Below are 19,688 nucleotides of genomic sequence, written 5' to 3'. Positions count from 1 at the left end.
ACGAGGGGGTGGCATCTGCCACCCTTTCAGGACGGAGTTGCAATGCTGAGATACAGTCTCCGGCGCCTGGCGATTGGGATAGGCATGCTGCTTGCCTTGAGCATGCTGATTTTCCTTCTGCTGCGCCTCACCCCTGGCGATCCGATCGACGCCTATATCGATCCGAATATTCCCATGTCGCCAGCTGATTTGGCCGAGCTGCGCAGCAGGCTCGGTCTCGACCAGCCGCTGCCCGTACAATATCTGGCCTGGTTGCAGCAGGCCTTGGCCGGCAATCTTGGCTACTCGATCAAGCGGATGGATCAGTCGGTGCTCGGCCTCGTCTTGTCGCGGATCGGCCCCACCGTCCTATTGATGGGAACGGCTCTCGTCATCTCGATCATCGTCGGCATCGCCACCGGCATCGTCAGCGCCGTACGGCGCAACTCCTTCGCCGACCTCTCGTTTTCGGTACTTGCCCTCACAGGCATTTCCAGCCCGGCTTTCCTTAGCGCGTTGATCGGACTTTACGTCTTCGCGGTGCGGCTCAAATGGATGCCATCCGGCGGCATGCTGACGCCTGGCGAGGCCTTCTCGATCCTCGATCTGGTGCATCACCTGATCCTGCCTGCATCTCTTCTTGCGGTCGCTCAAGCGGCTCTGATCATGCGCTATATGCGCGCCTCCCTGCTTGAAGTGCTCAATCAGGATTATGTTCGTACGGCGCGGGCGAAGGGTGTCGTCGAGTTCTGGGTGATCGTCAAGCATGCCTTGCGCAATGCGCTGCTGCCTGTCGTTACGCTCATCGGCTCGACCATCGGCCTTGCCATCGGCGGCGCAATCTTCATCGAGAGCGTCTTCAACTGGCCGGGTATGGGCCTGCTGCTGGTCGATTCCGTCGAGACCCGCGACTACCCGGTCATCATGGGCGCGACGCTCATTATCGGAGCCTGCGTGATCGTCGTGAACCTTCTAACGGATATCACCTACGCGGTGATCGATCCGCGCATCAAGGTGGCGTAACTATGCTGGCCAGAACCCCTAGCCGCAGTCCCGGCCCCCTCGCCCGTGCACTCGACCGCTTCCTGATCAACCGCGCCGCCGTTTTCGGTGTCTGCCTGGCTGTTCCTGTCCTGGCAATGATCCTCACCTATCCCCTTTGGTGGAGCTTCAAGCCGAACGACATCGACCTGTTGGCGATGAACTCGGGCCCAAGCCTGAAACATTGGTTCGGTACCGATGGCGTCGGGCGCGATGTGTTTGCCCGCGTCATGGAAGGCGGCCGCATCTCGCTCCTCGTCGCTATTGCGTCGACGCTGCTGTCGGCCGTCATCGGCTTTCTCTTCGGTGCTGTCTCAGCCCTTGGCGGCCGCTGGGCCGACGCCGTGGGCATGCGGTTCGTCGACCTCGTGATGACGTTGCCGCCGGTGATTTTTCTCCTCGTGCTCGCCTCCATCGCCGGCACGGGCATCTGGCCGACGGTACTCGTCATCTCGTTGCTGTCCTGGCCACTTCTGGCGCGAATGGTGCGTGCACGGCTTCTGGAACTCCGTGAGCGTGACTTTGTCATCGCCGCTCGGGGAATGGGCGCCGGCCTGCCGCATCTCCTCTTCCGGCATGGCTTGCCGAATTCGATCGATATCCTTGTTGTCTACGCGACTTTGCAGATTGCCAACGCCATCCTGCTTGAAGCCGGACTTTCCTTCCTTGGCCTCGGCATCGCCCCGCCGGCCGCAAGCTGGGGCAACATGCTGAATGCTGCCCGGTCGACGGCGGTCCTCGAACAATATCCCTGGCAATGGCTGTTCCCGGGTGGGGCGCTCATCCTTGCCGTGCTTGCCATCAACTTCATCGGCGACGGTCTTCGGGACGCTTTTGACCCTCGTGCTGAACTAAACTGATCATCCGAAAGAAAGAGACAATGACGAAATTCAAAGGTGTAATTCCTCCGGTCGTGACGCCACTCAATGCGGATTTCACGGTCGACTATCCGTCCTACACGCGGGTCCTGGAGCACCTCATCGAGGGCGGCTGTCACGGTGTTTTCGTGCTCGGCTCGACAAGCGAAGTAATTTTCCACGATGACAAGACCCGCCGCGAGATCATCGAGCATTCGGCAAAGGTGGTGAATGGCCGCGTGCCCCTGATCGTCGGCGTCATCGATCCGACAACAGATCGCGTCATTCATCACGCTGACGTTGCCAAGCGTGCCGGCGCCGACGCCGTCGTTGCCACCGCGCCTTTCTATACTGTCACCAGCCAAGCCGAGATCCTCGACCATTTCCGCTTTATCCGCGACGCCGTCGACGTACCGCTCGTCGCCTACGACATTCCGGTCTGCGTTCACGTCAAGCTGCAGCGCCAGACGACGGTGACTTTGGCAAGAGAAGGCACGATCATCGGCCTCAAGGATTCGAGCGGCGATGACGGCAACTTCCGCTATGCCCTGCTCGATCTTGCCGATCAGCCGGACGTGTTCCTGATGACCGGCTCGGAGATTGTCGTCGACAACGCCCTGCTGATGGGCGCCCACGGCGTAGTCCCTGGCATCGCCAACGTCGATCCGCATGGTTACGTGCGCCTGTGGGATGCCGCCCAGCGTGGCGACTGGGTCGCCGCACGCAAGGAGCAGGAACGGCTTTGCCGGCTCTTCGAAATCGTCTGGGTTGCCCAGGGCCGCGTCAGCGGCGGCGCCTCCGGCATCGGTGGCTTCAAGACCGCGATGAAGAGCCTCGGCATCATCGACAACGCCGTCATGCCGCGCCCGCGAGCAGCGCTCGACGAAGCTGAAACAGCGAGGATCAACGAGATCCTGCGTGCAACCGGTCTGCTTCGCGGGTGATCTCCATGCAGTCAACCGAACCGATCCTCGCCATTCAGGGCCTCAAGACCATCTTCCGCATTCGCGGAGGCGATGTCACGGCTGTCAACGACGTCGACCTGACCGTCGGCGCGGGAGAGACCGTGGCCTTGGTGGGAGAATCGGGTTCGGGCAAATCGGTAACCAGCCTTTCCGTCATGCGACTTCTGACCCGCAACATCGGGTCGATAGCGGCAGGCAGCATCCGGCTGCGCCGAAAGGACGGATCCGGGTGTAATCTGGTTTCGCTGACGGAAGACGAGATGCGCGACATTCGCGGCGACGACATCGGCATGGTCTTCCAGGAGCCGATGTCCAGTCTCAATCCCGTCTATACGATTGGCGACCAGATCTCCGAGCCCATTCGCATTCATCGCGGAGCAAGCCGGAGAGTCGCGATGGCCAACGCGATTTCGCTGCTGGAGAGCGTCGGGATTCCAGACGCCAAACGTCGGGCTGGCCAGTATCCGCACGAGCTGTCCGGCGGCATGCGTCAACGTGCGACGATCGCCATGGCGCTTGCCTGCGATCCAACCTTGCTGATTGCGGATGAGCCGACCACCGCACTTGACGTGACGATCCAGGCGCAGATCCTGGACCTGTTGCTGAAGCTCCAGCGCGAGCGCGGCATGGCCATACTGTTCGTCACGCACAATCTCGGCGTCGTCGCCCAGATCGCCCATCGCGTCGCCGTCATGTATACCGGCCGCATCGTCGAGGAAGGCCCGGTCGGCGAGGTCTTCAACAATCCAAAGCACCCGTACACGAAGGGCCTCCTCGCCTCGATGCCCCGGCCTGGCGATGCGACCCGGATGAAACAGTCGGGCGAAAAGCTCGCGGCCATCCCCGGTGTCGTTCCGAGCCTCATGAACATGCCTTCCGGCTGCGCCTTCGCACCGCGCTGCCAATTTGCAATCGAGGCCTGCGGGAAAGCGGTTCCGGCACTCGAAGCCGTCGGACCGCTTCATAAGAGCCGATGCATTCGCTGGCGGGAGATTTAGATGACCCAGCCTTTGCTTTCCGTTCGCGACCTGTCGAAAAGCTACGCATCCCACGGTACGCAGCTGACAATCCTGAAGGACATTTCCTTCGACATCGGTAAGGGTGAAGTCGTAGGGCTCGTCGGCGAATCCGGCAGTGGAAAAACGACAATCGGCCGCTCTGTCCTTCGCCTGGTCGAGCCGTCATCTGGCAACGTCCGCTTCGATGGCGTCGAACTGACCGGCCTTTCATCCACGGCGATGCGACGCATGCGTCCGCGCATGCAGTATATCTTCCAGGATCCCTTCGCCAGTCTCTCGCCGCGCATGACCATCGGTGAAATCCTGACCGAGGGCCTGAAAATCCAGCGCATCGGAACCCGCAAGGAACGGCTCGAACGCGCCCGTGTGGCTCTCGAACAGGTCGACTTGCCGGCAGAAGCGATCAATCGCTACGCGCACGAGTTCTCGGGCGGCCAGCGCCAGCGCATCGGCATTGCGCGAGCGCTGACCCTGGCCCCGGAACTGATTGTCGCCGACGAGCCGGTGTCGGCGCTCGACGTTTCCATTCAGGCGCAGGTCATAAACCTGCTGCGCGATCTGCAGCAGCGGCTCGGGCTGACCATGCTGTTCATCTCGCACGACCTGGCCGTCGTGGAGTACATCTGTGACCGGGTGATCGTCCTCTATCTCGGTCGCATCATGGAAATCGCGACGAGCAGCGATCTCTATGCCCGGCCGCAGCATCCCTATACGCGCGCGCTTCTCTCCGCCATTCCCTCCACGGATGTCGGCGCCAAACGCGACCGGCAGGTGCTGAGGGGTGAAATTCCAAGCCCCGCCAATCCTCCGAGCGGCTGTGTTTTCCGCACCCGCTGTCCGCACGCAATCGAAGCCTGCAGCCAGGCCGTTCCGGAGTTGCGGGAAGTCGCGCCGGGGCATCTCAAGGCGTGCATTCGCGACGACATACCTTTGGGAGCCATGCCTTGACGACGCAGAGACGACATTCGATCGCCGGCAATTGGGCGAGCCTTCTCCTGCCGCTCATGGGGAACGACGCGATCGATTTCGCGGCACTCGGCGAAGAGATCGACATCCTGATCGAAGCGGGGGTCGATGGCATCTATTCGAACGGTACGGCTGGCGAGTTCCACAATCAGACCGACGCCGAGTTCGAGAGGATCCAGATCACCCTCGCGGAGCGTTGCACGAGTGCCGGCATGCCCTTCGTGATCGGCGCTTGCCAGCCCGATCCGCACATCGCTCTGTCGCGTGTTGCACGCGCATCCGCTCTGAAGCCGCTGGCGATCCAGGTCATTCTGCCGGACTGGTGGCCGGTCACGGATGTTGAGGCAATCGATTTCCTGAAACGCGCGGCGAATGAGGCAGAGGCAATCCCCCTGATCCTCTACAATCCCCCACATGCCAAGCGGGCACTGTCGCCGCGCGATCTGGCTGCCATCTGCCGCCCGTTGCCTGCCGTCGTCGGCATCAAGCTCGCCGATGGCGATGCCGCTTGGTATGCCGCTGCCCGCGAATACCTTGACGAGTTCGCACTTTTCATTCCCGGCCATCACCTCGCGACCGGCATGAAACACGGCGTTGCCGCCGGCGCCTTTTCCAACGTGGCCTGTCTCAGCCCGCGCGGCGCCCAGTGGTGGACCGATTTGATGGCAGAAGACATCGACGCGGCGCTGGCCATCGAGAAGCGGATTTGCGCGTTCATGGACAGCCACATCGTTCCATTCCGCCAAACTTACGGCTATTCGAATGCCGCGCTCGACAAACTGCTCTGCGCAATCGGCGGCTGGGGCCCCGTCGGAACGGAGCTGCGCTGGCCATACCGCTCCATCGAGAAAGCCGAGGCAGACCGGCTCCGAGCGATCGCCCGAGCGGAGTTGCCCGAACTCTTCCGTTGAGCATGCGAAGATCCAACTTCAAGGACCGGACGGATTTCGCGGACCCTACGCACTGTGGCGCCAATGTATCTGACGGAAGAGCGCAAGCGCTCGACCGTCTGGATCTCGCCGTGCCATTTCGTCAATCGTCAGTCGGAATATGCGAGTCAGCCGCTATTGTCTCGATGTTGTTCCGGACATGCCGCACGCCATCGACAGCGAGTACCGCGAGTTCAACCTTGCGTGCCATTCCTATCGTTTCGACTTGTCCCTCAAGGGTCACGGTATGGCCGTCCGCGTGAACGTCAATACTGTCGATATCAAGGTCAGGGATGTTCTCGAGGTTCTCAGTCACCTTCGCTTCCAGTTCACCGCTGTCGTCGCGATCGATCATACCTGGGCGCAGCGAATCCTTGAGAGGATTCTCATTGCCATCCTCGTCCACACCGTCCACCCGGAAGCCACTATTGTCGTCTCGGCCGGAGTCATCTGAACCATAGGCGCGATTTGCCGAAGCGGCTCCTTTTGGCCCCTTATCGGCATAAGGCCAGCCTTCATCGATATTGCGCTCTTCGAGATCGCGATAGTCTTCTTCACGCGACAGTTCCTTGTCCTTCCCGGGCATGATGATCTCCATCGGTTGCGCTGTCTTGAAGAAACTCATCGGTCCCGAGATTGTTCAGGACCGGGTCCGGCGCTCAATGCCGGCGGGACACAATGGCACGCTGATCGCATCGCACTAGATATGGCGGCGAAAAGGTGATTGCATGGCGCCGTTTTCACAGGCTGCTTCGGCGCGTTGAGCCGGACGACGCAGAGCGCCGTTTGCGAAGGGAGCAGCAATGTCCGTATCATCTTTCAGCCTTGAGGGCCGTATCGCCGTCGTGACCGGTGCCAGCCGTGGGCTCGGCCAGGCGATCGCGCTGGCGCTTTCCGATGCAGGCGCGGATCTGTGTGTGACGGCGCGCGAGGAAGCTGCCCTTGCTGAGACCAGAGCGCGCATCGAGGCGCGCGGCAGGCGCTGTTATATTGCGGCCCAGGACGTGACCGACCTCGCGTCGATCGAAACGACCCTGTCAGCCTTTGAGGATTCGGCCGGCCATATCGACATTCTGGTCAACAACGCCGGCGTCGAGCAGGTGTCCCCGTCGCTGGATGTCCATGGCGAGCTCTGGGACCGGATCATCGACACCAACCTCAAGGGCTCCTTCTTCTGGGCACAAGCGACGGCCCGGCAGATGGCGCGGCAAGTCTCGGGCGGCAGCATCGTCAATCTCTGCTCACTAACTTCCTTCGTCGGCATTCCGACCGCGGTGCCCTACGGGGCATCGAAATCCGGACTGCTCGGGATGACGCGGGCGCTGGCCACGGAGTGGGCGGGAATGAACATCCGCGTCAACGCGATCGCGCCCGGTTATTTCCGTACCGCGATGACGGAGGACTTCTATCGTGACGAGGCCTGGCAGGCGCGCATGCTGGATCGGATCCCGCAACGCCGCTTCGGCGAAGCCGCCGACATCGGCGGCGCCGTGATTTTCCTCGCCAGCGACGCGTCCGCCTACATCACCGGCCACTGCCTTCCAGTCGACGGCGGTTTCCTTGCGTCAATCTGAGAGATCTTCCGCAGAACTCAGCCCTACGGCCGACCCTATCTGAACCGGTACGCGGCTTGCTCGGCTAATGAGTAGCGGGCGCCGCCGCCCAGGATCGGACTACCTTCCTGGCAATGCCGGCAGCAGCCTTTTGCATAAGTGTTTTCGCATGTTAGTGCCGTGGAGGCCAAACCGGTGCGAAGGGCAAGGCGGCTGCGGCGACGATCATGGAACACCTCGCAGCTGTGCGAAAAAGGCGTTGAAGGCGCCGATGGCGAGAGGTACGTACATAACGGCTACGGTGAAGCGCAGAGACCGCATGAGCGCAAAACCGTGCGAGGACTATCCGCGCCGTTTCCGGCGCAAACGAGGGCACCTGCAATGAGCGACGTTTCCTTTTACGACTATGCCAAGCTGAGTGCGGAGGCGAAAGCCAATCTCCTGCGCCGATCTGAGACCGATATTTCTGGTTTCATCGAAAAGGTGCGGCCGATCCTTGAGGCGGTGCGCGCTGAAGGCGACCGCGCGGTGGCGCGCTTCGGGCGGGAGCTCGACAAGGCCGACATCTCCGAGGATCGCATCAAGGTCAGCGAAGCCGAGTTCGACGCCGCCTTCAAGCTCGTCGATGACGCTGTCATCGACTCTATCAAGTTCAGCATCCAGAACATCCGCTCCTTCCACGAGGAGCAGAAGCCGCCGGCCATGTCGCTGAAGGAAATCCGGAACGGGGCCTTTGCCGGTGACCGGTTTACGCCGATCCGGTCCGTGGCACTCTACGTGCCGCGCGGCAAGGGCTCGTTTCCGTCAGTGACGATGATGACTTCGGTGCCGGCCGTGGTCGCAGGTGTTCCCGAGCTTGCCATCGTCACGCCACCGGCACCTGATGGCACGGTGGACGCGGCAACGCTGGTGGCCGCCCGCCTTGCCGGCGTCGAAACGGTCTACAAGGTCGGCGGCGCACAGGCGGTTGCGGCCGTCGCTTACGGCACGGAGACGATCAAGCCGGCGCTCAAGATCGTCGGTCCCGGCAGCCCTTGGGTGGTCGCGGCCAAGCGCAGCCTTGCCGGCGTCATCGACACCGGCCTGCCCGCCGGCCCCTCGGAAGCCATGATCTTCGCCGACGATACCGTGCATGGCGGCCTTGCGGCACTCGATCTCTTGATCGAGGCCGAGCATGGGCCGGACTCCTCCGCCTATCTCGTCACCCACAGTCGCCGCGTCGCGGAAGAGGCGCTCGCGGCCCTGCCGCAGCATTGGGCGCGGATGACCGAACAGCGCGTCGCCTTTTCCCGGACGGTCCTCTCGGGCACCTGCGGCGGCATCGTGCTGACTTCGTCGCTCGAAGAGAGCTACGAAGTCGTGAACGCCTTCGCGCCCGAGCACCTGGAAATCCTGTCGCGCGACGCCTTCGCCCATCTCGGCCATATCACCGAGGCCGCCGAAATACTGCTCGGCCTCCACACGCCTGTCAGCATTGCCAACTTCTGCCTGGGGCCGAACGCCGTGTTGCCCACGAGCCGCTGGGCGCGCACCTTCGGGCCGCTCTCGGTCACCGATTTCGTCAAGCGCAGTTCGATCGGCTACGTCACGGCGCCGGCATATCCTGAGTTTGCCCAACATGCCCACCGGCTCGCCGTCTACGAGGGCTTCTCCTCGCATGCCCACGCGGTCTCGCCGGTCCGCGACGCCTATCTGCGAAGGGATGGCGAACGCTGAAGATAGATAGCAGTGGCGTTGCCGATTATGCCTAAATCAACAACTCAAAGGACAAAGAGAGGGTAACCATGACAGACCAATCCATCAGACACCAATTCTCTCGCCTCGCCTTCGCCGTCGGCCTCGTCGGGCTGCTGACGCAGGCGCTGCCTGCCGGTGCGGCCGACATTCCAGCCAAGCCGGAGGCGGGCAGCTTCAAGCTCGGCATCGAGCCCTGGCTCGGCTACGGCCAGTGGCACGTGGCAGCCGCCAAGGATCTCTTCAAGAAGCAGAACCTCGAAGACGTCCAGATCGTCAATTTCACCGAGGACAAGGACATCAACGCAGCGCTGGCGAGCGGCCAGCTTGATGCGGCCAACATCGCCACCCACACCGCCATGGCGATGGTCGCCGCAGGCCTGCCTGTCAAGATCGTCTCGCTCCTCGATTTCAGCCTCTCGGCCGACGCGATCCTCGCCGGCGGTGACATCAAGAGCGTGGAAGACCTGAAGGGCAAGAACATCGCCTTCGAAGAAGGAACGACGAGCGACATCCTCCTCAACTACGCGCTGGCCAGCCACGGCCTCACCATCGATGACATCACCCGCGTGCCGATGCCGGCCGCCGATGCGGGCTCGGCGCTGATTGCCGGCCGCGTCCCCGTTGCCGTCACCTACGAGCCCTATATCTCCGCCGCCCGCGCCCAGGACAAGAACATCAAGATGCTCTTCGAGGCCGGCAAGGATCCGGGCCTCGTCTCGGACGTCTTCGTGGTGCGCGAGGAAGTGCTGAAGTCGAAGCCAGGCCAAGTGCTGGCGATGCTGAAGGCCTGGGACGCCGCGCTCGCCGACTACAAGGCCAACACGGCGGAAGACCGGACGATCATCGCCAAGGCAGTCGGCGCCTCGCCGGAAGATCTCGCGACCGCCTTCGACGGCGTGCAGTATTACTCGACCGCTGAAGCAGCAAAGGCCTTTGCCGGCGACTTCACCAGCAGGACCTTCGGCGACGTGCTCAAGGCGGCCAAGCAGGCTGGCATTCTGACCGCCGACGTATCGGCCGAGAAGATCATTGATCCCTCCTTCGTCGACGCTGCCAACAAGTAGCGGCGCTTCAAGAAACGGATAAGCCATGTCTGCTCCCGAAGCCTCCTCCACATCCAAGGGCGGCTCCCGAGCGCAACCGCGCGCGGGCGTCGGCCGACCGCCGAGCGCCTTCCGCATCGGCGATCCGCTCGGCGCGCACGCGTTCGTGGCGATTGCAGTCTGCGTCTTTGTGCTGCTCTTTGCGTTGTGGTGGGCGGCGACGGGGACGGGCTGGGTCAAGCCGATCTTCCTGCCGCACCCTGGCGCTGTTCTTTCCAAGATGGTGGAACTGGCGCTGGACGGTACGCTCTTAAGCGACGCCGGCGTCAGCCTTTACCGTATGGCGGTCGGCTTCGCGCTCGCCTCGGCGATGGCGATTCCGATCGGCATCATGATCGGCTGCTTCAAGACCTGGGAAGCGGCGATCGAACCCTTCGTCGATTTCGTGCGCTACATGCCGGTCGTAGCCTTCGTGCCGCTGACCATCCTGTGGGCCGGCACCGGCGATATTCAGAAATTCGTGATCATCTGGATCGGCACCTTCTTCCAGCAGGTGCTGATGGTGATGGACTGCGTCAAGCGCGTGCCGCCCGATTTCGTCGGGCTCGGGCGCACGCTCGGCCTCTCGGAAACGCGCATTCTGACACGCATCGTGCTGCCCTCGTCGCTGCCCGGCATCTGGGATACGCTGCGCATCAGCCTCGGCTGGGCTTGGACCTGGCTGGTGCTCGCGGAACTGGTCGCCGCCACGTCGGGGCTGGGATACCGCATCGTCGTCTCGCAACGCTATTTCCAGACGCAGACGATCATCGGCTACATCCTTCTGCTTGGCGTGCTCGGCCTGATCACCGACCAGAGCATGAAGGCGCTGGAGCGCGTCCTCTTCCGTTATGCGTCGAGGCATTGAGATGAGCGAGCCGAAACTGAAGCTACAGTCCCTCAACAAGTGGTACGGTTCGAAGAAGAACCGCATGCACGCACTGAGCGACATCGACCTGGAACTGGCCGATAACGAATTCGTCTCACTGGTTGGCGCGTCCGGCTGCGGCAAGAGCACGCTCCTGTCGATCGTCGCGGGCCTGCAGGGCTTCGACGACGGCGTGCTCCTGACGGACGGGGTGCCGATCGTCGGACCGGGCCTCGACCGCGGGGTCGTCTTCCAATCCTATACGCTTCTGCCCTGGCTGACGGCGCAGCAGAACGTGGAATTCGCGCTGAGCGCCGCGGGGCTCACGGGTGCGGAGTGCCGCGACGTCGCGCGCCACCATATCGAGTTGGTGAAACTCGGTCGCTTCGCCGACAGCTTTCCCTCCGAACTCTCCGGCGGCATGAAGCAGCGCGTGGCGATCGCTAGGGCCTTGTCTTATCGGCCCAAGATGCTGCTGATGGACGAGCCGTTCGGCGCACTCGATGCCCTCACCCGCCACCAGATGCAGGAGCTTCTGACCCAGATCTGGGAAGAGCACCGCCTGACCGTGCTCTTCGTCACCCACGACGTCGAGGAGGCCGTCTACCTTTCGGACCGGATCGTCGCCATGAGCATCAATCCCGGCCGCATCAACGCGACCTTCCACGTCGGCCTCGCCCGGCCACGGCATCAGGACATGATCGCCACGCCGGACTTCATCGCCCTGCAGAAGGACGTGCTCGCCGCCATCCGCGCCGGATCACAACAGGACGACGGCCACTGATCTCGTTCGCGGTGCTTTGTCGAGCATCGGACGGGGGACGAACCAGCAGGGTCAGGGCCCGCCGTCCTTACCCGCGCGGCTCCAATCGCCGATGAACCCTCTTTGGCGCGGCGTATCGGTTCCAGACCTCTCGGCGTCTTCGCCTAATCGGCGACCGATCAATGTCGGCGACGTGTCAGCGCAATGCGAGACAACTGCCTCCTTCCAACTTCTCGTCTGACGGCAGGAGCGCGTTGTAGTGGAAAACCATTGCAGGGAGCCTTCCGAGGAAAAATCTTTCACCCTATGACCGCACACACGAAAAAATAAAATCTATGTAATCTATATACTATGTGCCAGTCTTTCCCGACTTGCCCGCCTGCCCGTCCGGCAGCAGCGTGAAGCAGCAACGGGAGATTGAAAATGACGCGACAGATCAAGCTTGGTGCATTCCTTCCTGGTGGCGGGCAGCACATTGCGTCCTGGCGTCATCCGGATCAGCCGCTCGACGGGGCGACGAGCCTGAAGTTTCACATCGAGCTTGCGCAGGCGGCCGAACGTGGTCTTTTCGATGCCTATTTCCTGGCGGACGGGCTGGCGGTGGCTTTCGGCGGCGGCATCGAAGGCGGCAATGCAAAGGTAGCCGGGTTCGAGCCCGTCACGCTGTTTTCAGCCCTGGCGCCCTTCACCGAAAATCTCGGTTTCATAGCGACGGCGTCAACCACTTACGAGGAACCCTATTCGGTCGCCCGCAAATTCGCTTCGCTCGACCTGATCTCCGGCGGGCGCGCCGGATGGAACGTGGTGACCACCGCAACCGAAGCCGCGGCACGGAATTTCAACCTCGACAAGCAAATCCCTCATGCCGCACGCTACCGCCGGGCCGAAGAGCATCTCGCGGTGGTGAAGAAGCTTTGGGAAAGTTTCGAGGATGACGCCTTTATCCGCGACCGCGAAAGCGGTGTCTATTTCGATGTTGACAAGGTGCATCGCACCAATCATCGCGGCGAGCACTTTTCCGTCGAGGGGCCGCTCAATGTTCCGCGTTCGCAACAGGGACATCCGGTGATCGTGCAGGCCGGACAATCCGATGACGGGCGCGGACTTGCGGCGGCGACCGCCGAAGTCATCTTCACGGCACATCAGAAGCTCGAAAGCGCGCGGGAATTCTACCGGGATGTCAAGAACCGTGCCCGCGCCTTCGGCCGCGATCCGTCCCATGTCCTGATCATGCCTGGTGTCTCGCCTTTCGTCGGCCGGACAGAGGCCGAGGCGCGTGAAAAATACGAGCGACTGACGAGCCTGATTGTGGAGGAGGACGGACTGGCGCTGATCAACGCGCTGACCGGTGGCGAACTCGACCTTGCCGGCTGCGATCTCGATGGTCCGCTGCCGCTGGCGCCGCCGACAGAGGGGATGAAGAGCCGGCAGGAGCTGATCCGCCGCATCGCGGACGACAACGATTTTTCTATTCGCCAGCTCTATCAATGGATCGCGTCCGCGCGCGGCCATTTCACGATCGTCGGCTCGGCCGAACAAGTCGCCGATACGCTGCAGGAATGGTTCGAGAACGAGGCTGCGGACGGCTTCAATATCCTGCCGCCCTGGCTGCCTACCGGCCTCAACGATTTCGTGGATCTCGTCATTCCCGAACTGCAGCGCCGCGGGCTGTTCCGGACTGCTTATGAAGGCAAGACGCTGCGCGAAAATCTCGGGCTGCCATTTCCCCACACGAGGTGGAGTGCCGCCTACACCGAAGCCGCCGAATAAGCGAAACCGCAAAAGGAGCACTGGCCATGGCCCTGGATACGGAACAGCAGATCGCCCTGCAGAGCTATAACATCACCTCTTTCTGGCGGCAGAAGCCGGTGCGGGAGGCCCTGGCATTCTTGCGCAATTTCCTGTCGCGCTATGGTCTGCTGATTGTCTTTGCGCTCTTTTGGGAGATCGCACCGTCGCTCGGCTGGACCAATCCGGCTGTGTTGCCGCCGCTGGGCGCGATTTTGCGGGCCCTCTGGAACGGCGTTACCGTCGGCACCTTCTCCGGCGACATTCTCATCAGCCTGCAGCGCGCGGGCACAGCCTTTGGCGCGGCAGTCGGCGTCGGCATTCCGCTCGGCCTGTTCATGGGGCATATCCGGATCATCGAGCGCAGCCTCGATCCCATCCTGCAACTGTTCCGCCAGACCTCGGCGCTCGCGCTTTATCCGGTCTTCATCCTGCTGCTCGGTCTCGGCGAAACCTCGAAGATCTTCGTGATCTTCTGGGCGACGCTCTTCCCGATCCTGCTCGCCACCATCGGCGGCGTGAAGCAGGTGGATCCGAAGTTGATCGAGATGGCACGCGTCTATGGCACCAAGCCGCTCACCGTCTTCCGCCGTGTGGTTTTGCCGGCGGCCCTGCCGCAAATCTTCGTGGGCCTTCGACTCAGCGCCACGACCGCACTTCTGCTGCTCATCGCCGCCGAAATGATCGGCGCCAATTCCGGCATCGGCTTTCAGGTGATGAACGCCCAATACAACTTCCAGATTCCATTGATGTTCGCCGCCATCCTTTTGCTCGCCCTCCTCGGTCTGTCGGCGAATTTCATTCTGGAGACCCTGCAGGCCCGGCTCTGCCGCTGGTCCAAGGTCAAGAACTGATCATCCGCATATCTCAGCCCTTCCACTCCAAACTTTCCACGGAGACTAACATGCAGATTTCCCGTCGCTCCTTCGGCCGCATGGCCGCCGCCGCTAGCCTTCTCCTCGCGGGCACGGCTGGCACCGTCTTCGCAGCCGAGCCCGAGCAGGTCACCATTCGCTATCTCGCAAGCCAAGGCGGCCTTTCCGGTCACGAGCTTGCCGAAGCACTCGGCTATTTCAAGGATACGGGCATCACCTTCAAGAATGTCGGCTATGCCCAGGGCGGGCCTGCCTCGCTCTTCGCGCTGGCTTCCGGCGACGTCGAACTCGGCAGCGCGGCGACGGCCGCCGTCCTGAACTCGATTGCTGGCGGCAATGATTTCGTCGCCGCCTATGCGTCGAACGGCATCAACAAGACCACCGAGAGCATTTTCTACACGCTTGAAGGCAACCCGATCAAATCCATCAAGGATCTCGCCGGCAAGACGATCGCTGTCAACACGCTTGGCGCCCACCTCGACTATACCGTACGCGAGGCGCTCCACTCCGTCGGCCTGCCGGAAAACGCCGCCAAGCTCGTGGTCGTGCCCGGCCCGCAGCTGGAACAGGTCCTGCGCTCAAAGCAGGTCGACATTTCGGCTTTCGGCTATTGGCAGAAGACTTTTGAAGGCGCCGCCCTGAAGAACGGCCCCCTTCAGAAGGTTTTCGGTGACACGGATGTTCTCGGCGAAATCGCCGGCGGCTTTGTCGTGCTGCGCCGCGACTGGATCAAGCAGCATCCGGCCGCCGCCAAGACCTTCGTCGAGAAGTCGCAGGCCGCGCTCGAATATGCCCGCCTCCATCCCGAGGAAACGAAAGCTGTCATCGCCAAGGTTCTTGCCTCGCGCAACGAGAACCCTGATATCGCGCAGTATTTCACCGGTTACGGCGTGCGCGAGGGCGGCAAGGCCGTTCCACGCGACTTGCAATTCTGGATCGACATCCTCGCCCGCGGCGGCGTCCTGCAGCCGGGACAGCTGAAGGCCGAGGATATTCTTTACGATCCGGCGAACTTCGCCGTCGCCGCGAATTGAGGAAGCAGACAGATGGCACTCGCTGAACTTGCCACGCGTGGAGAGGTGACGATCCGGAACCTTTCCAAATCCTTCTCGATCAACGGGCGCCATCTCAATGTGCTCCAAGCGGTCAATAACCAGATTCGCGCCGGTGAGAGTCTGGCTATTGTCGGAGCCTCTGGCTCCGGCAAGACGACCCTGCTCAGGGTTCTCGCCGGCCTCGAAGAGGCCGACCGAGGCGAGGTATTGATCGACGGTCAGCCGGTCCATGGTGTGGGCACCGATCGTGCCGTGATCTTTCAGGAGCCACGGCTTCTCCCTTGGCTGAGCGTGCTCGACAACGTCGCCTTTCCGCTGGAAAACCGCGGATTGCGAAAAGCAGAGGCTCGGGATCGCGCCCGACACTACGTGGAACTCGTCGGTCTCGGCGATTTCACCGAGGCGCTGCCGGCCCAGCTCTCGGGAGGCATGGCGCAGCGTGTCGGCATCGCAAGGGCGCTAGCGGTGAAACCGGAAATTCTGCTTCTCGACGAGCCCTTCGGCGCGCTTGATGCCATGACCAAGATCACGATGCAGGAAGAGCTGGCGCGCATCTGGCGGGAGGAAAAGGTCACCATGATCCTGGTAACCCACGATCTCGAGGAGGCCGTCTACCTTGCCGACCGGGTCCTCATTCTCGCCAAGGAGAAAGGCGGCCGCACACGCGAGATCGACATCGACCTGCCACGCCCACGTAACCGGAGCGAGGCGCGTTTCGTCAAGTTCCGCGAGCAACTCTTGAACGAGTTCGGGCTGCACTGACCGCGGGCCTGGAACACAAACAGAAGAACGTTATCCAGCAGATCAGCGACCGTGCGGCGAACGCCGTCCGCCCACGATCGAGGCCGAGGGTCGGGAGGCTGTTCGCGAGATCGTTGCGGCCGGCGGCTGTGTTGGTTTGTTTCCCGGGCCGAGTTTGGACGGGGCCGATGCTTTGTTCCTTTGGAAATCGTGGGGGCCGACGACATGCTTATGGACGAGGCCCTGATCTGTCTCAAGGAGCGAACCGGAGCCAAGCCAGTCAACGCCTTCTTCAAGATCGCGCGGTCGGAGGACCTCGTCAAACATTGATGAAGGCGGGTGCCGGCCGTTCTATTCCGCGACGGCGTCCCTCAACGATCGACAACACCTTATCGCAAACTCCGAAATGCCGCCCTGATCTCTTCGCTGAACAGTTTCGGTTCCTCCCAGGCGGCGAAGTGGCCTCCCTTCGAGGCGCGGTTATAGTAGACCAGCTTGGGATAGGCGCGGGAGAGCCATTCCTTCGGGGGCTTGTAGACCTCGCCGGGGAAAACAGTCACGCCGACGGGCACCTGAATCGCCGTAAGCTTCGCGCCTGAGACCGTGTTCTCCCAGTAGATGCGTCCGCTCGAAGGCCCGGTGTTCGTCAGCCAGTAGAGGGTGATGTTGTCGAGGATCATGTCCTTTGTCAGAGCCTTTTCAGGTTCACCGCGCGTGAAGACCCAGTCTGCGATCTTGTCATAGAGCCAGGCAGCTAGGCCGACTGGAGAGTCCGCAATACCGTAACCGACAGTTTCCGGACGCGTATTCATGATGGCGGCGTACCCGAAGCCATTATTCAGAAAATCCCTGGCATCGTCGAAGATCTTCTTCTCGTCGGGAGAAAGAGTCGCGGGGGCCGGGGCGCCGTTCTTGAGCGCCTGGGCAGCGTCCGGCGGAAAGGTGGTGCCCCGCTCGATCCGGTTGACGTGAATGCCGAGTAGGCCTTCCGGTGCCCGCCGGCCAAGGGCATCGGAAATGATCGCGCCCCAGTCACCGCCTTGGGAGACGTAGCTTTTGTAACCTAGACGCTTCATGAGCACGTCCCAAGCGCTCGCGATGCGCTGGGGGTTCCATCCGGTCGTGTTCGGCTTCTCCGAAAAACCGAAGCCCGGGATGGACGGCAGCACGAGGTGGAAGGCGTCTTCGGCCTTGCCTCCGTGCGTCGTTGGATCGGTTAGCGGGCCAATCACATTGAGGAGTTCGAACACTGAGCCCGGCCAACCATGCGTCATGATCAACGGCAGCGCGTTCTCGTGCGGGGAACGCACGTGAATGAAATGAATATCAAGCCCGTCGATGTTCGTCAGGAACTGCGGAAAGGCATTCAGCCTCCTCTCGGCGTTGCGCCAGTCGTAGCCGGTCTGCCAGTATTCGACGAGACCGCGCAGCTTTTCCGGCTGGACGCCTTGGGATCGATCTGTGACGGTCTCACCGTCAGGCCAGCGCGTGGCGGCGAGCCGCCGCCGCAGGTCAATCAATTCCGCTTCAGGAACCTCGGCCTTGAAAGGGCGAATTTCGCCGTTCCAGCCCGGTTTCGCCATTCTGGTTTCTGCCGCTTTCGCAAGCGACGGCAACACCGCGGTCGACAGGGCGATAGCCGTTCCCCCGAACAACAGCGTCCGACGAGAAAGGTCGATGGCTTCTACCTTGGCACTTGCTGTCATGACGTATCCTCCTCCTTTGTCGGACTATTTCACGGTCTCAAGGAGCTTCGCATTCTTGGTGACGATGTATGTCGCCAATTCCGAAGCCTTGCCTTCGCCGACGTTGCGCGCGGAATGGACAACGCCATCGGGGATGAACAGGGTCTCGCCAGCTTTGAGCGTCAGGGCTTCCCTGCCCTCTAGCTTGTATTCGAGTGTCCCTTCGAGAACGTAGGCAACTTCCTCGCCAGGATGTCTATGATTCACTGCGAAAGCGCCGGGATTGAAGTCGACGCGCACCTGGACGACTTCCTTGCCGGCGACGCTGATGTCCTCCTTCACCAGATCGGTCCGCTGAATTTCGGGCTGCTGGGCCTGCGCGGGCTGGTAGATGACGGCGGCAGCGACAAGAGCCGCGGAGACGATAAACCGTGCGTTCATGGATTGCTCCTTCGTTGGCACTAGCAGGCGCAACCAATGCCCCATGCTTCCGAGCCAAAATCGGACCGTTCGGTATCCCGGATATTTCTGATGCCGGTCGCAAATGTATCGGAACCAAGCCAACCGAGGGTCTGGATACAATGCAATACAAAATCGTCCGCCGCAGATTCTGCGTGGCTTGACGATATGTTGCATATGCATCATTATGCCTTACAGGGAATGAGCCCAACGGTCTCTCCTGTACAATATCATCATTCTAGAACAAACATTCTGTTGCGTACGCAACATACAGGCAAATTGGTACGGAACTGGTTGGCGACGGTCTCGCCAAGCTTCCGCAATCACTATCGTCGCCTCCAGAGGCGAGCAACAACACACGAAGGAGCCTTGAAATGTTGAAACACTCGATACCCCTCCTTTCCTCGCTCATGCTGAGCGCGGCATCGGCTGGTTCAGCCGGCGCTTCTCCCAGCAGCATCCATGCCGAGATCGGATACATAGAGGTAGCCCCCGACATCACGCTTCGACGCATGGTCGCCCACAGCGCCGCGCCTAAGGGGACTGTTCTCTTCCTCCACGGATTTCCGGAGACGCTACTCGTCTGGAAGGATATCGCGAACGCACTTGCGCGGGACTACGAAGTCCATGCTATCGATTGGCCAGGCTACGGAATGTCATCGCGACCCGCAGTCGCGACGTTCTCGTATTCGCCACGAGACTACGCCGACATTCTGAGAGCCTACATCAAGTCTGCGCATGTCGATCGCTCAAGGCTGACAATTTACGCGACCGATATCGGATCGCTTCCCGCATTGCTGGCAGCGATTGAGGAACCTGATATCGCCAAGAACATCGTCGTCGGAGACTTCGCTCCGTTCAACAGGCCCGAATACATGTACAAGAGCCTCCAGAACCTCAAGAGCGAGCCGGCGGCATCCAAAACCCGTATCCACATGAACGGGACGAGCGCGGAAATCCTCGCAAACGCCTATCGCCGCGGCCTGCCACCCGAGGAACAGTTCGACCTTCCGGCCGAGGTGCTGAAGGACATGACGGAGGGATGGGGGCACGGCGACATCACGTCCGCTGACGCGTTCTACCAATACTACTCGCACTTCACGCGCGACCAGGACTATCTCGAAGAGCACCTCGGTGAACTCAAGACTCCCGTCAAACTCGTCTGGGGCGAAAAGGACCTCTACATCAAGAAAGAGATGGTCGATCGTGAAGAACTCGCTTTCAGGCAGGTTGTTGCGGCATCGGTCGGCTCTGGAACGTGAGGAGGAGTGCGGCGAACAGACACAAAAGTTGCCTGAACCATCGCAGCAGGAGGGAGAAGTTGTA

19 protein-coding genes and 1 pseudogene are annotated in these 19,688 nt (G+C 61.6%); 17 read left to right on the top strand and 3 right to left on the bottom strand.

The features are described from left to right. Positions 1-42 precede the first annotated feature (42 nt). From IB244_RS17300 to IB244_RS17275, 6 genes are read left to right on the top strand one after another with little or no spacing between them, the layout of a single operon-like run. Positions 43-1,002 carry an ABC transporter permease gene (locus IB244_RS17300; protein WP_026371800.1) on the top strand — a complete coding sequence of 320 codons (960 nt, stop codon included), beginning with the start codon at positions 43-45 and terminating at the stop codon, positions 1,000-1,002. A gap of 2 nt (positions 1,003-1,004) precedes the next feature. Continuing rightward, entirely contained in the window at positions 1,005-1,880 is an 876-nt protein-coding gene (locus IB244_RS17295; RefSeq protein WP_018857269.1) for an ABC transporter permease, read from the top strand. 20 nt (positions 1,881-1,900) lie between these two features. Then, entirely contained in the window at positions 1,901-2,821 is a 921-nt protein-coding gene (locus IB244_RS17290; protein ID WP_018857268.1) for a dihydrodipicolinate synthase family protein, read from the top strand. 5 nt (positions 2,822-2,826) lie between these two features. Next, positions 2,827-3,840, top strand: coding sequence for an ABC transporter ATP-binding protein (locus IB244_RS17285; RefSeq protein WP_037089755.1), 1,014 nt, complete (start codon positions 2,827-2,829; stop codon positions 3,838-3,840). Next, on the top strand, positions 3,841-4,809 hold the full coding sequence (locus IB244_RS17280) for an ABC transporter ATP-binding protein (RefSeq protein ID WP_192304902.1): 969 nt from the start codon (positions 3,841-3,843) through the stop codon (positions 4,807-4,809). It abuts the gene before it with no gap. Further along, positions 4,806-5,738, top strand: coding sequence for a dihydrodipicolinate synthase family protein (locus IB244_RS17275; RefSeq protein ID WP_113471484.1), 933 nt, complete (start codon positions 4,806-4,808; stop codon positions 5,736-5,738). Before IB244_RS17280 ends, IB244_RS17275 begins: the two co-directional genes overlap by 4 nt. Positions 5,739-5,859: 121 nt before the next feature. On the opposite strand, the gene IB244_RS17270 is transcribed toward IB244_RS17275, so the two are convergent. After that, a complete protein-coding gene (locus IB244_RS17270; RefSeq protein WP_018857266.1) occupies positions 5,860-6,342 on the bottom strand; it encodes a BON domain-containing protein in 483 nt (160 codons plus the stop codon). A 217-nt stretch (positions 6,343-6,559) separates the two neighbouring features. Here IB244_RS17270 and IB244_RS17265 point away from each other — a divergent pair, with 217 nt between their 5' ends. From IB244_RS17265 to IB244_RS17220, 10 genes and pseudogenes are all read left to right on the top strand, one after another. Beyond that, positions 6,560-7,330, top strand: a complete 771-nt coding sequence (locus tag IB244_RS17265) for an SDR family NAD(P)-dependent oxidoreductase (protein WP_018117156.1) — start codon at positions 6,560-6,562, stop codon at positions 7,328-7,330. Between the two features lie 360 nt (positions 7,331-7,690). Continuing rightward, complete coding sequence (hisD, locus tag IB244_RS17260) at positions 7,691-9,025, top strand: histidinol dehydrogenase (protein WP_018857264.1); 1,335 nt, start codon at positions 7,691-7,693, stop codon at positions 9,023-9,025. 68 nt (positions 9,026-9,093) lie between these two features. After that, complete coding sequence (locus IB244_RS17255; RefSeq protein WP_018857263.1) at positions 9,094-10,110, top strand: ABC transporter substrate-binding protein; 1,017 nt, start codon at positions 9,094-9,096, stop codon at positions 10,108-10,110. A gap of 25 nt (positions 10,111-10,135) precedes the next feature. After that, entirely contained in the window at positions 10,136-10,996 is an 861-nt protein-coding gene (locus IB244_RS17250; RefSeq protein ID WP_018117153.1) for an ABC transporter permease, read from the top strand. 1 nt (position 10,997) lies between these two features. After that, complete coding sequence (locus tag IB244_RS17245) at positions 10,998-11,780, top strand: ABC transporter ATP-binding protein (protein WP_018857262.1); 783 nt, start codon at positions 10,998-11,000, stop codon at positions 11,778-11,780. Positions 11,781-12,182: 402 nt separating this feature from the next. Beyond that, on the top strand, positions 12,183-13,529 hold the full coding sequence (locus IB244_RS17240; RefSeq protein WP_018857261.1) for an LLM class flavin-dependent oxidoreductase: 1,347 nt from the start codon (positions 12,183-12,185) through the stop codon (positions 13,527-13,529). Between the two features lie 26 nt (positions 13,530-13,555). After that, positions 13,556-14,401 (top strand): ABC transporter permease, encoded by an 846-nt coding sequence (locus IB244_RS17235; protein WP_018857260.1) that lies wholly within the window; start codon positions 13,556-13,558, stop codon positions 14,399-14,401. A gap of 80 nt (positions 14,402-14,481) precedes the next feature. After that, complete coding sequence (locus tag IB244_RS17230; protein WP_409564071.1) at positions 14,482-15,456, top strand: ABC transporter substrate-binding protein; 975 nt, start codon at positions 14,482-14,484, stop codon at positions 15,454-15,456. Between the two features lie 12 nt (positions 15,457-15,468). Then, positions 15,469-16,239, top strand: a complete 771-nt coding sequence (locus IB244_RS17225; protein ID WP_018857258.1) for an ABC transporter ATP-binding protein — start codon at positions 15,469-15,471, stop codon at positions 16,237-16,239. 70 nt (positions 16,240-16,309) lie between these two features. Next, positions 16,310-16,548, top strand: a pseudogene (locus IB244_RS17220) (LysR family transcriptional regulator); the annotation flags it as partial. A gap of 59 nt (positions 16,549-16,607) precedes the next feature. On the opposite strand, the gene IB244_RS17215 reads toward IB244_RS17220, so the two are convergent. Continuing rightward, positions 16,608-17,924 (bottom strand): epoxide hydrolase family protein, encoded by a 1,317-nt coding sequence (locus IB244_RS17215; RefSeq protein ID WP_018857256.1) that lies wholly within the window; start codon positions 17,922-17,924, stop codon positions 16,608-16,610. Positions 17,925-17,948: 24 nt separating this feature from the next. After that, complete coding sequence (locus IB244_RS17210; protein WP_018857255.1) at positions 17,949-18,344, bottom strand: cupin domain-containing protein; 396 nt, start codon at positions 18,342-18,344, stop codon at positions 17,949-17,951. Between the two features lie 392 nt (positions 18,345-18,736). Between IB244_RS17210 and IB244_RS17205 the strand changes: the two genes are divergently transcribed. After that, complete coding sequence (locus IB244_RS17205; RefSeq protein ID WP_246734431.1) at positions 18,737-19,624, top strand: alpha/beta fold hydrolase; 888 nt, start codon at positions 18,737-18,739, stop codon at positions 19,622-19,624. Positions 19,625-19,688: the final 64 nt, after the last annotated feature.

It is taken from the genome of Rhizobium sp. RHZ02 (assembly GCF_014851575.1).
Taxonomy (GTDB): Bacteria; Pseudomonadota; Alphaproteobacteria; order Rhizobiales; family Rhizobiaceae; genus Rhizobium; species Rhizobium altiplani.
Note: the sequence above shows the minus strand (reverse complement) of the source record. Positions and strands in the feature narration are given on the sequence as shown.

Bases quoted from the DNA above. Each gene is read 5' to 3' on its own strand.
- IB244_RS17300 (WP_026371800.1), top strand. From the start codon at position 43: ATGCTGAGATACAGTCTCCGGCGCCTGGCGATTGGGATAGGCATGCTG.
- IB244_RS17295 (WP_018857269.1), top strand. From the start codon at position 1,005: ATGCTGGCCAGAACCCCTAGCCGCAGTCCCGGCCCCCTCGCCCGTGCA.
- IB244_RS17290 (WP_018857268.1), top strand. From the start codon at position 1,901: ATGACGAAATTCAAAGGTGTAATTCCTCCGGTCGTGACGCCACTCAAT.
- IB244_RS17285 (WP_037089755.1), top strand. From the start codon at position 2,827: ATGCAGTCAACCGAACCGATCCTCGCCATTCAGGGCCTCAAGACCATC.
- IB244_RS17280 (WP_192304902.1), top strand. From the start codon at position 3,841: ATGACCCAGCCTTTGCTTTCCGTTCGCGACCTGTCGAAAAGCTACGCA.
- IB244_RS17270 (WP_018857266.1), bottom strand. From the start codon at position 6,342: ATGCCCGGGAAGGACAAGGAACTGTCGCGTGAAGAAGACTATCGCGAT.
- IB244_RS17265 (WP_018117156.1), top strand. From the start codon at position 6,560: ATGTCCGTATCATCTTTCAGCCTTGAGGGCCGTATCGCCGTCGTGACC.
- hisD (WP_018857264.1), top strand. From the start codon at position 7,691: ATGAGCGACGTTTCCTTTTACGACTATGCCAAGCTGAGTGCGGAGGCG.
- IB244_RS17255 (WP_018857263.1), top strand. From the start codon at position 9,094: ATGACAGACCAATCCATCAGACACCAATTCTCTCGCCTCGCCTTCGCC.
- IB244_RS17250 (WP_018117153.1), top strand. From the start codon at position 10,136: ATGTCTGCTCCCGAAGCCTCCTCCACATCCAAGGGCGGCTCCCGAGCG.
- IB244_RS17245 (WP_018857262.1), top strand. From the start codon at position 10,998: ATGAGCGAGCCGAAACTGAAGCTACAGTCCCTCAACAAGTGGTACGGT.
- IB244_RS17240 (WP_018857261.1), top strand. From the start codon at position 12,183: ATGACGCGACAGATCAAGCTTGGTGCATTCCTTCCTGGTGGCGGGCAG.
- IB244_RS17235 (WP_018857260.1), top strand. From the start codon at position 13,556: ATGGCCCTGGATACGGAACAGCAGATCGCCCTGCAGAGCTATAACATC.
- IB244_RS17230 (WP_409564071.1), top strand. From the start codon at position 14,482: ATGGCCGCCGCCGCTAGCCTTCTCCTCGCGGGCACGGCTGGCACCGTC.
- IB244_RS17225 (WP_018857258.1), top strand. From the start codon at position 15,469: ATGGCACTCGCTGAACTTGCCACGCGTGGAGAGGTGACGATCCGGAAC.
- IB244_RS17215 (WP_018857256.1), bottom strand. From the start codon at position 17,924: ATGACAGCAAGTGCCAAGGTAGAAGCCATCGACCTTTCTCGTCGGACG.
- IB244_RS17210 (WP_018857255.1), bottom strand. From the start codon at position 18,344: ATGAACGCACGGTTTATCGTCTCCGCGGCTCTTGTCGCTGCCGCCGTC.
- IB244_RS17205 (WP_246734431.1), top strand. From the start codon at position 18,737: ATGTTGAAACACTCGATACCCCTCCTTTCCTCGCTCATGCTGAGCGCG.